The sequence below is a fragment of the Halochromatium sp. genome (assembly GCF_054919635.1).
Map to the genome: position 1 here is coordinate 1 of NZ_JBUDPI010000210.1, position 6717 is coordinate 6717.

The 6717-nt window shown below is 63.3% G+C and carries 7 protein-coding genes; 4 read left to right on the top strand and 3 right to left on the bottom strand.

Going from position 1 to position 6717, the window contains the following annotated elements; genetic code table 11:
- Nucleotides 1-1112 (top strand): complex I 51 kDa subunit family protein (locus tag ACY693_RS12660; RefSeq protein WP_462322189.1); only part of this gene is annotated, 1112 nt, incomplete at its 5' end.
- 93 nt (nt 1113-1205) lie between these two features.
- On the opposite strand, the gene ACY693_RS12665 is transcribed toward ACY693_RS12660, so the two are convergent.
- Nucleotides 1206-1985 (bottom strand): lytic transglycosylase domain-containing protein, encoded by a 780-nt coding sequence (locus ACY693_RS12665; protein WP_462322190.1) that lies wholly within the window; start codon nt 1983-1985, stop codon nt 1206-1208.
- A gap of 345 nt (nt 1986-2330) precedes the next feature.
- Here ACY693_RS12665 and ACY693_RS12670 point away from each other — a divergent pair, with 345 nt between their 5' ends.
- The 3 genes from ACY693_RS12670 (at nt 2331) to ACY693_RS12680 (ending at nt 5735) form a co-directional block, all read left to right on the top strand.
- Nucleotides 2331-3272 carry a hypothetical protein gene (locus ACY693_RS12670; RefSeq protein WP_462322191.1) on the top strand — a complete coding sequence of 314 codons (942 nt, stop codon included), beginning with the start codon at nt 2331-2333 and terminating at the stop codon, nt 3270-3272.
- A gap of 209 nt (nt 3273-3481) precedes the next feature.
- Nucleotides 3482-4639: an ATP-grasp domain-containing protein gene (locus ACY693_RS12675; protein ID WP_462322192.1), complete on the top strand. Its 1158-nt coding sequence runs from the start codon at nt 3482-3484 to the stop codon at nt 4637-4639.
- Nucleotides 4640-4808: 169 nt separating this feature from the next.
- Nucleotides 4809-5735 (top strand): isoaspartyl peptidase/L-asparaginase family protein, encoded by a 927-nt coding sequence (locus ACY693_RS12680; protein ID WP_462322193.1) that lies wholly within the window; start codon nt 4809-4811, stop codon nt 5733-5735.
- Between the two features lie 93 nt (nt 5736-5828).
- Here ACY693_RS12680 and ACY693_RS12685 read toward each other — a convergent pair whose 3' ends face one another.
- Complete coding sequence (locus ACY693_RS12685; protein ID WP_462322194.1) at nt 5829-6500, bottom strand: endonuclease; 672 nt, start codon at nt 6498-6500, stop codon at nt 5829-5831.
- 122 nt (nt 6501-6622) lie between these two features.
- On the bottom strand, nt 6623-6709 hold the full coding sequence (locus ACY693_RS12690; RefSeq protein WP_462322195.1) for a hypothetical protein: 87 nt from the start codon (nt 6707-6709) through the stop codon (nt 6623-6625).
- Between the last annotated feature and the right edge of the window lie 8 nt (nt 6710-6717).

Consider the following 6717-nt stretch of genomic DNA (forward strand, 5'->3'; position numbering starts at 1 on the left):
CCACCAGCGGCCTACGCGGACGTGGTGGCGGTGGCTATCCAACCGGTCTCAAGTGGTCCACCGTGGCCAAGATGCCGAGCGAGCAGAAGTATGTGATCTGCAATGCCGACGAGGGTGATCCCGGCGCCTTCATGGACCGCGCGATCCTCGAATCAGACCCGCACCGCGTCCTCGAAGGCATGGCCATCGCGGCCTATGCGATCGGCGCCAGTAAGGGCTTCATCTATGTCCGTGCCGAGTATCCGCTGGCGGTTGAGCGCCTCAAGACCGCGATTCGCAAGGCCAAGCGCCAAGGCTTCCTCGGCCACCATATCTGCGAGACCCAGTTCAACTTCGATATCGAGATCCGGCTCGGCGCTGGCGCCTTCGTCTGCGGCGAAGAGACCGCACTGATGGCCTCAGTCGAAGGTGGCCGCGGCCAACCACGCCCGCGTCCACCCTACCCCGCCGAGTCCGGACTCTTCGGGCGCCCCACGCTGATCAACAACGTCGAGACCTATGCCAACATCGCCCCCATCGTCAGAGAGGGTGGCGACTGGTTCGCTGGCATCGGCACCGAGCGCTCCAAAGGGACCAAGGTCTTCGCCCTCGCCGGCACCATCGAGAACACCGGCCTGATCGAGGTGCCGATGGGCACCAGCCTGCGTGACATCATCGAGGTGATCGGCGGCGGCATCCCCGACGGCAAGGCCTTCAAGGCCGTACAGACAGGCGGCCCATCAGGGGGCTGCGTGCCGGCCGAGCATCTCGATATCGCGGTCGACTACGACAGCCTGAAGACGCTTGGCACCATGATGGGCTCGGGCGGCATGATCGTCATGGACGAGACCTCGAGCATGGTCGATGTCGCGCGCTTCTTCATGGAATTCTGCATGGATGAATCCTGCGGCAAGTGTGTCCCCTGCCGGACAGGGACGCAGCAGATGCACGCACTGCTGGATAAGATCGCCAAGTCCAACGCCAGCCACGCCGATCTAGCGCTACTGGAGGAGCTCTGTGAGGTCGTGCAAGCTACCAGCCTCTGTGGCCTGGGTCAGACGGCGCCCAATCCCGTGATGAGTACGCTGCGCTATTTCCGCGATGAATACGAGGAGAAGCTCGCAGGCAATTGACGCGGACCGAGACGGCATTGACTGGGGTGGCCCCGCCGGCACCAATCTGGCACCGATCTGGCACCATTCGACAAGCACCGGACAGCCGCGCACTCAGTTGCGCGGCTTCAGGTGCTGCAGCTCAAACATCGGCTTGCTGTTTGGACCGCTGCTGTGCAGCCCAGGGTCGAGCGCGCGCTCGGAGAGCGTTGGCCGGATGCGTAACCGCAAGCGTGAGGGATCGATCTGGCGCACGACCCGCCCGCTCGTCCTTGCCCCGGCTGTCGCCATCGCCGGCGTCAGCGTCACGCCCGTGAGCTTGCGCGCCTCGAGCGAATAGGGCGCGACCCCCTTCTTGCGGAGATAATGGCTCAGTACGCGATGCGTGTAGCGCTGGGTCTCGGGATAGGTGACGAAGCCATTGTGGCGGCTGAGCGCTCCCTCACCGGCGTTGTAGGCCATCACCGCCTTACCGATGCCAAACCGCCCGAGCAAGCGCTTGAAATGACGAACCCCGGTGCGGACGTTGGTTTGCGGATCGAATAGCGCGTCGATCGAGTTGACGCCATAATCGGCCGCCGTTTCTGGCATGACCTGCATCAGTCCAACAGCACCCACCGGAGAGACGGCATGCGGATCATAGCCTGACTCAGCAATCACCAGGGCATCGACGAGATCGATCTCGACCCCATAGCGCTTCGCGGTGCGCTCAACCAACGCCTTGAGCGCCTTTCGACTCGGCACAGGCCCGTTTGGCGGTGTTGGCAGTGCCCTCGACTCGGTCGCGGGCTCCGACTTGACCAAAACCTTGGCCTCCGCAAGGTCGGCAAGCGCGAGCGTGGGTGCGAAACTAGCGACGACGACTAAGACAATGCCAGAGAGAAACCACCGCATTCCGAAACACCTTAATAGCGTGAGACCTGGCATCGATAAACCCCATGAATTGGTCCGAAGGCTGATGGCTGGCTTCGTGCAGGCTCCAAGGAGCAGAGTACCGCCGCACGAGCCCTCGCAGCACTGGCAGCAAGGGGGCCGATGCTGCGATACTTCAGGGCCGATGATACAGGCTGCAATGGCGTTGACCTAACAGCATCCTTCGACGGCATCGCCTGAGCGCATCGCCTGTTAGCATCGAGCCAGTCACACCTCGCAATCACGACCCGCGGCTCGCCGACGGTTGGCCTCTTGTCCGCGATCACGGCCATGCCCCGACCTGATGCACAGCGCACGATAAGCACAATGAGCGAAACGATCCCAAACGGAACCATCGCCGAGGTGCAAGGACGGCGCTGTATCTATTACGACGGTTACTGGATCAAGTACTACGAGCCGCCGCCGGAGACCCTGACGGCCAAGAAGGCGTTGATCGAGGCGCTCACCCGTCGCCTCTTCAATCATGTTGAGCACGGTATCAATATCCCCGGCATCCGACTTGCCGAGGCCCGTGCTGCCTACGAGGCCGAGACCGAGCCCGAGCGCAAGCGCGTCAACGGCGCCATGCTGGCCGGCGCCCTGTTCAACCGCGCGGCCACCATCTTCACCAAGCTCGTCGAGCTACAGGCCGATGGTGTCGAGATCGAGCCCGATGATGCATTGATGCGCGAATGCGGCGACTATCTGCTCGAGGCCCTGGACCTCGGTCACATGGTGCGCCATCGGGGCGGCGACGAGGGCATCGATGAGCTCTGGGGCGAGCCGTTCAAGGCCTTCAGCCAGCCGATCGCTGCCTTCTACGAGAGTCGCTACTTGAAGATGGCGATGACCATGCGTGATATCGATCGCATCATCGCCACCCTGACCACGACCTTTGAAGGCAGCACGCAAGTGAGCGGGCTCGAGCCGCTGTTGCACGAGCTTGGTGAGTCGGCGAAGCGCAAGTGCGAGATCCTGCGCACCGATCCCGCGATCTTCCATGTCTGGCCCGCCTTCGTCGTCGCCGGCGATCGACTCCGGAACATTCAGCCACATCTGCCGCCGGCGCCCTCGACCGAAGAGGTCCACGAGGCTCAGGAAGGCAACCGCATCCTCAAAGCCAGCACCGCCCTGGTGAGCCACATGGTCCGCGCACGCGCACCCATGCCCAAGAGCTGTCGCGAGCTCATCGACACCTGCCATCAGTTCCGGCGCCGATTCATCGAGCCACGGCTGCGCAACACGAAGCATTCCGGGCCGCCCGCCTGAGTGTTCGCCAGAGTTTTCGCCTGAGTCTTCGCCTAAGCCCTCGCCTGACTCTTCGGGGGACTTCTAGCCCACAGCAGCAGACGGCCGACGATCCCTCCGCGACGGCCACTCCTTGACCGACGGCCGCTGAGACTGGCCCGCGGTTTGCTTACCTGCTGTCCATCCTGACGTTTCTCAACCGAAACCCTCTGCGATGGACGGACGTCGATATGGGCGCAAGCATCAACGACTCGGCTCGAAACCCAACCGCCAGCGCCAATCTGGCTGGCATGATGCAACCGGCCCGACGGCCGAGAATCCTCAACCATGACATTATGGGCTGCACCGCCGAGGGCGTATTGGGCAACCACCTGTACTCGGGCCGCGCACTCGGCGCCAGCGACCCTGGCGACCTGGTCCAGCTGCATCCAGACCTCAAGCCACAATGGTCGGCCATCTGCGGTCATTATCAGCGCATCGGTCTCAGCCATGGCACCGAGGTCATTTGGGACGTCGACCCAAGATTGCTCGCCGCCTACCCCGAGCATGAGCCATCGGTGTTCTATTTCGGTGACGCCGAGCAGCGCAGACGCCCAGATGAGCGCTGGCATCGCACGGTCGACTACATCAATTCGAAGAATCGCTTCATGGCCCTGGCTGATGACCTCGGAGTGCCGGTTCCCCGGACCCTCTGTTTCGATGAGGTGGCGATGATCAGCGCGTCGGATATCGACGCCGCGCCCTACCCCTGCTATCTCAAGGCCGCGGTCTCGGTCTCCGGTGTCGGCATCTACCGCTGCGAGGACGCGCCGGCCCTACGCAGCGCCATCCAACAGTTCGTACCGACGGTCCCGGTCCAGATCCAGGACGAGGTGCGCACTGACTGTTTCCTCAACCTCCAGTACCAGATCATCGACGGTCGCCCCGAGCGGATGGCCGCGACCGAGCAGGTCCTCGAGGGCTGTGTCCATCAGGGCAATCGGCACCCGGTGCCAGCAGCACCCTGGGAGCTGGTCGAGCCAATGGCCGTTTGGCTGGCCGAGCAGGGCATGCGTGGGGTGTTTGCCTTCGATGTCGCCGTGATGGACAGCGACAACGAATGCCAGCATCTCGCCATCGAATGCAATCCGCGCTGGAATGGCGCCTCTTACCCGACCATGATCGCCCGCAAGCTCGGCATCGAGCATTGGCTTGCCCGGACCTTCCCGACACAGCATCGGATGCTGGCCGATATCGATCTCAGTGGGCTCGAATATGACCCAGGCACCGGCGAAGGCGTTATCCTGGTGAACTGGGGTCCGGTGCTCGTCGGCAAGCTGCTTGTCTTGCTTGCCGGTAACCCGGACCGTCAACAGACATTGGCGCTCGCCCTCAGCCAGCGGCTCTAAGGCGATTGCCGGAATAGCTCGTACCGAATTGCGCAGGATTTTCGCTTGCCTTCGAGGAGCGTCGCCGGGAGCATAGCGGGGCTATGTGACCGGCGGCGCGACGAAGAAGGCGAGCGAAAAGACCAGCAAGGCGGTATGAGCTTTGACAGAAATCGCCTAAGTGGACGGCATGATCGATACCTATTCCCTGATGATTCACGGCGGTGCCGGTGCGCTCGACAACGTCGCCGACGAGCGCATCGCAGTGCGCTATCTCGAGAGCATCCGCGTCATTCTCGAGCACGGTCGCGCCATCCTTGAGCGCGGCGCCAGCGCTGTAGAGGCGGTCGAGAGCTGCGCCTCACAGCTCGAAGACGACCCGCTCTTCAACGCCGGCTGCGGCTCGGTGTTGAATGAGAACGGCAAGGTCGAGATGGACGCTGGGATCATGGATGGACGCGATCTCGCTGCCGGCGCCGTCGCCGGCATCGGCAACATCGCCAACCCGGTGCAATTGGCGCGACTGATCATGGACGGCAGCGAGCATGTGATGCTGATCGGTGATGGCGCGCTTGAATTCGCCAAGCACTGCCAGGTCCGGCTCACACCGGACCACTACTTCTTCACTCCAAATCGCATCAAGCAGCTGGAGCAGGCGCGGCTACGCGGTCGGATGACGCTCGATCATGACGATGAGGGCGAGGATCAAAAATACGGCACCATCGGCGCCGTTGCCCGCGACCGCCACGGCAACCTCGCCGCTGCCACCTCCACTGGCGGCATCGTCAACAAACGTATGGGCCGGATCGGTGATTCGCCGATCATCGGCGCCGGCGTCTATGCCGACAATGCCAGCTGCGCCGTCTCCGCAACCGGCTACGGCGAGGACTTCATGCGCACTGTCTTCGCCAAGACGGTGGCCGACCTGATCGAGCTCTGCGGCGGCAACGCGCGCTCCGCGGTCGATGAGGGTTTGGCCTACCTCAGCCGCAAGGTCCAGGGCCGCGGGGGCCTGATCTGCATCGATCGCGATGGCTACTGCGCCAGCGGCATGACCACCAAGAAGATGATCCACGGCTGGATCGAGCACGGCGGCGAGACCATCTGCCGCTTCTGATGGCGCCTCGGTCTCGGTCCTGAGTCGGGGCCGGAATCAGGCCCCTGAATCGGCTCCCTGAATCGCCCCCTGAATCAGGCCTCTGAGACGGGATCAGGTGCCCTCGAGCTGCCGACAGCCTTGGCTCAGCCGACAGGCCTCACAGCCTGGCTTGCGCGCCCGACAGACATCCTTGGCATGACGAACGATCAAGGCGTGAAACTCGTTGAGGCAGGCGGTATCCGGCCCGAGCGCGGTCTCGACCAACCGACGAATCTGCTCGTAGCCTTCATCGCCGTCGATCAGGCCGAGCCGACGAAACAGCCGCCGAGTATAGGCGTCGACGACGAACACCGGTCGCTCGAAGGCATAGAGCAGGATATCGTCAGCCGTCTCGGGGCCGATGCCCTTGATCGACAGCAGCCAGTGTCGTAGCGTCTCGGTCGGCAAGGCCGCGAGCGCGGGCTCACCACCCGCCTCGATGAGCGCCGCGCAGAAGCCCTTCAGCCGCTGCGCCTTGACGTTGAAGTAGCCAGAGGGTCGGATCAGCTCGGCCAGTCTCGGCTCGGCAAGCGCCAATACCGCGTCTGGCGTCAGTGTGATGTCAGCGCACAACTGGGTCAGCGCGCGCTCGACATTGGTCCAAGCCGTATTCTGCGTCAGGATGGCACCAAGCATGACCTCAAAGGTCGTCTCAGCGGGCCACCAGTGCTGCTCGCCATAGGCGGCCAGGAGCGACCTGAACAGGGTCGAAATCTGCGCCGCGTTGTGATCAAGGCTACCCACGGCTTGAATGCTGCCCTTTTCTCGCTGCCCCCTCTGGCTGCACTCTCTGATTGCGCCTTCTGGTTGCGCCTTCTGGATGCGACTGGCCGAGCTGCGGGCAACGCTTGATTTGCCTGTCCGACTCAGATCGTCTGCCCCTTACGGATCACGACGATGCCCTCATCGGAGACCTCGAAGCGCTCGGCATCGGCGCGATGATCCTCGCCAATGCAGGCCC

Excerpts from the sequence above, each read along its gene's own strand:
- ACY693_RS12670 (WP_462322191.1), top strand. The coding sequence starts at position 2,331 with ATGAGCGAAACGATCCCAAACGGAACCATCGCCGAGGTGCAAGGACGG.
- ACY693_RS12665 (WP_462322190.1), bottom strand. The coding sequence starts at position 1,985 with ATGCGGTGGTTTCTCTCTGGCATTGTCTTAGTCGTCGTCGCTAGTTTC.
- ACY693_RS12680 (WP_462322193.1), top strand. The coding sequence starts at position 4,809 with ATGATCGATACCTATTCCCTGATGATTCACGGCGGTGCCGGTGCGCTC.
- ACY693_RS12675 (WP_462322192.1), top strand. The coding sequence starts at position 3,482 with ATGGGCGCAAGCATCAACGACTCGGCTCGAAACCCAACCGCCAGCGCC.